Below are 3,004 nucleotides of genomic sequence, written 5' to 3'. Positions count from 1 at the left end.
ACGAGGTGCCGCCCGCCAGATCGCCCTGCTCCAGCACCAGCACCTTGGCGCCCCGCCCGGCGGCATCGCGCGCGATGCCGCAGCCGTTCACGCCGCCGCCGATGATCGCGATGTCGTAGATTTCAGTCATTCACACACTCACAAGATCATCATGCTGAAGGCCGTGGCGACCACCAGCGAGGCCAAAGTCGCCGCCACCACCGGCATCGCCGCGCGCCAGCCCATCTGCATCACCAGATCGAGGCGCGAGCGCATCGCGGTGGCCGTCACCGCCAGCAGCAGCAGCGTCTTCGACAGCGTCAGGTTCAGGTGGACCACGAAAGCCGGGATCGTCACCAGCGAATTGAGCACCACCACCGCCAGAAACAGGGTAATGAACCAGGGCATCGCAAGTTTCCGGATCCAGTGCCGCTCCCCGGCATCCTCGTCCGTGTACATGAGCGAGACGACCGCGACGATCGGCGCCAGCAGCGCCACGCGGGAGAGCTTGACGATCGTGGCGTAGCTGCCCGCGATGTCCGAATAGGCATAGCCGCCGCCGATCGCCTGCGCGACGTCGTGAATCGAGGCGCCGATCAGGAACCCCGCCTGCCGGTCGTCGAGGTGCATCAGCCCTGCGAGCGGCGGATAGAACGACATCGCGATCGCGCTCGCCATCGAGATCACCACGAGGGTCAGCGCGAACTGCGCCTGGCTGATCCGCTTCGCCCCCAGCACGCCGAACAACGCCAGCGCAGCGGAGGCCCCGCAGATCGCCGTCGCGCCGCCCGCAAGGATGCCGATCGCGGTCGAGGCGCCGGTCGCCCGCGCCACCAGCAGCGCCGCACCCATTGCGGCGGCCATCACCATCAGCAGCGCCAGGAACGGCACCGGGCCGAGCGCCACGATCTGCGCCAGCGTCACTTGCGTGCCGAGCACGACGATGCCCCAGCGCAGGCAAGCCTTGGAGGCGAAATCGAGCCCCGGATGCGTGCGCTTCTCGCTGGTCACGAAGTTCAGGGCGAGGCCGATCAGCAGGCCCATCAGGATGATCGGCGCGCCGTAGTGCTCGGAAAGCCAGGCGGCGGCGATGCTGGCGATGCCGCAGATGGCGAGGCCCGGCCAGAGCGTCTTCCATATCTCGATACGGCTCGGCTTCGCGGCGGGGCCGTCGATCTGGGCGAGGAACATCTCGCCGTAAAGGTCGCCTGCGTGTTCTGCGCTCACTGGTCCCCGTCCTTTCGCCGCATCTCTCATTTGACGAAGATGCTTGCTTCTTGTTTGGCGCATCTTCGATGAAGATGCTTGCCGTATGTCCTACGTTGTCATATCCATCCTTATGACCACCCACGCAGCGGAGCAAGAGCTTTGCGCGAGGGGGCAGGAAGAATTGCCGCCGACGAAACGGCGGGATAGGGGAGAGCGAGAATGACCATTCACCAACAGACGGCCGTGCCCGAGCACGCCCCTCCCCCGGCGCCCGACTCCGGCCGCGCCGCTATCCGCGCGCAGAACATACTGATTGCGCTGATCTTTTTCGCGACGGCGCTGAACTACGTCGACCGGCAGGTGCTGGCGCTGCTCAAGCCGATGCTGGAGGCGGAGTTCCACTGGGACGACCAGCAGTTCGCGCATCTCGGCTCGATCTTCCAGCTGGCGGCGGCGGCTTCGCTGCTCGGCGTGGGCTGGTTCGTCGACCGCTTCGGCGTGCGCTTCGCGTACGGTTTCGCCGTGGCCTTGTGGAGCCTTGCGGGGATGGCCCATGCGCTGGCCGCCAGCGTGCAGCAATTCGTGATCGCCCGTGCCGTGCTGGCGACCGCCGAATCGGTCAACACCCCCGCCGCGATGAAGACCGCGGCGATCTACCTGCCCGCCGCGCGCCGCTCGGTCGGCATCGGCATCATCAACACCGCGCCCAACATCGGCGCGATCCTCACCCCGCTCATCATCCCCCCTTTCGCGATGGCGTTCGGATGGAAGGCCGCGTTCCTCGTCACCGGCGGGCTGGGCCTTGTGTGGCTGGCCTTGTGGAAGCTCAACACCGCGAAGCTGACGCCCATCGCGGGACAGGCCGCGACGACACGCGGCAAGGTCGAATGGGGCGCGATCCTGTCCGACCGCCGCAGTTGGACGGTCATCGGGGCCAAGGCCTTCACCGATCTCGTCTGGTGGTTCGTGCTGTTCTGGACGCCCGATTTCTTCGCGCGCCAGTTCAATCTCAGGCAGGGCGAGCTGGGCTGGCCGATCGCGGTGATCTTCATCCTCGCGGCGCTCGGCGCGGTATCCTCGGGCGCGCTTTACCCGGCACTGCTGCTGCGCGGGGTCTCGATGAACCTCGCGCGCAAGGGCTCGATGCTGGCTTATGCCCTCGTCGTGCTGGTGATGCCGCTGGCGCTGCTGGCGAGTAATCCGTGGGTGGCGGCCGTGTGCATCGGCCTCGGCCTGTTCGCGCATCAGGGCTTCTCCACTAACATCTTCGGCATGGCGACCGAGATCATCCCGGCGCGCCGCATGGCCACCGTCATCGCGCTGGGCGCGGTGGCGGGGAACCTGACCGGGACCGGGATCATCGAGTTCGCGGGCTGGTCGCTGAAATCGGGCCTCGGCTACGGCCCGCTGTTCGTGGTGTGCGGCGCGGCCTATCTGGTGGCGACGGCCTACATCCACCTGATGCAGCCGAAGCTGGCGGCGGCCGAAGGTTGACGTCGTCCCGGCGAAGGCCGGGATCGCTGGCAGTGCTTGAGGCGATCGCTTTCGTTGGGGCGCCCTGACGCGAGGTGGGCTGTTCACGGCCAGCGGTCCCGGATCAAGTCCGGGATGACGAGGTTGCGTTTGTGCGATCTTGACATTTATAACCACATGGGTTATATGACCGAGCATCCCGAGCGGCGAATGATCACGTCGCTCCGGTGTATCGGGTCGGCGTCGTGGGCCGGGATGCGGTTTCAGCCGCGATCGCGCAAACCACGCGTCCATCGAAGACCCGGACTGTCTCTGCGCTACCGGAAACGCCGTCCATACGATC

3 protein-coding genes are annotated in these 3,004 nt (G+C 66.6%); 1 reads left to right on the top strand and 2 read right to left on the bottom strand.

The annotated features are described in order from the left end of the window. Both ACYPYD_RS14810 and ACYPYD_RS14805 read right to left on the bottom strand, forming a co-directional pair. A partial coding sequence (locus tag ACYPYD_RS14810; RefSeq protein ID WP_459663907.1) for an FAD-dependent oxidoreductase occupies positions 1-130 on the bottom strand: 130 nt, incomplete at its 3' end. An 8-nt stretch (positions 131-138) separates the two neighbouring features. After that, positions 139-1,206: a YeiH family protein gene (locus ACYPYD_RS14805; RefSeq protein WP_459663901.1), complete on the bottom strand. Its 1,068-nt coding sequence runs from the start codon at positions 1,204-1,206 to the stop codon at positions 139-141. Positions 1,207-1,407: 201 nt separating this feature from the next. Between ACYPYD_RS14805 and ACYPYD_RS14800 the strand changes: the two genes are divergently transcribed. Continuing rightward, the gene (locus ACYPYD_RS14800) at positions 1,408-2,682 is read left to right on the top strand and encodes an MFS transporter (RefSeq protein ID WP_459663899.1); all 1,275 of its coding nucleotides are present in this window, start codon (positions 1,408-1,410) and stop codon (positions 2,680-2,682) included. The last annotated feature ends 322 nt before the right edge of the window (positions 2,683-3,004 follow it).

This window comes from Novosphingobium sp. 11B, from assembly GCF_054589055.1.
This window is presented reverse-complemented; position numbering and strand designations above follow the sequence as displayed.

Coding starts and splice junctions, on each gene's coding strand:
- ACYPYD_RS14800 (WP_459663899.1), top strand. CDS start 1,408: ATGACCATTCACCAACAGACGGCCGTGCCCGAGCACGCCCCTCCCCCG.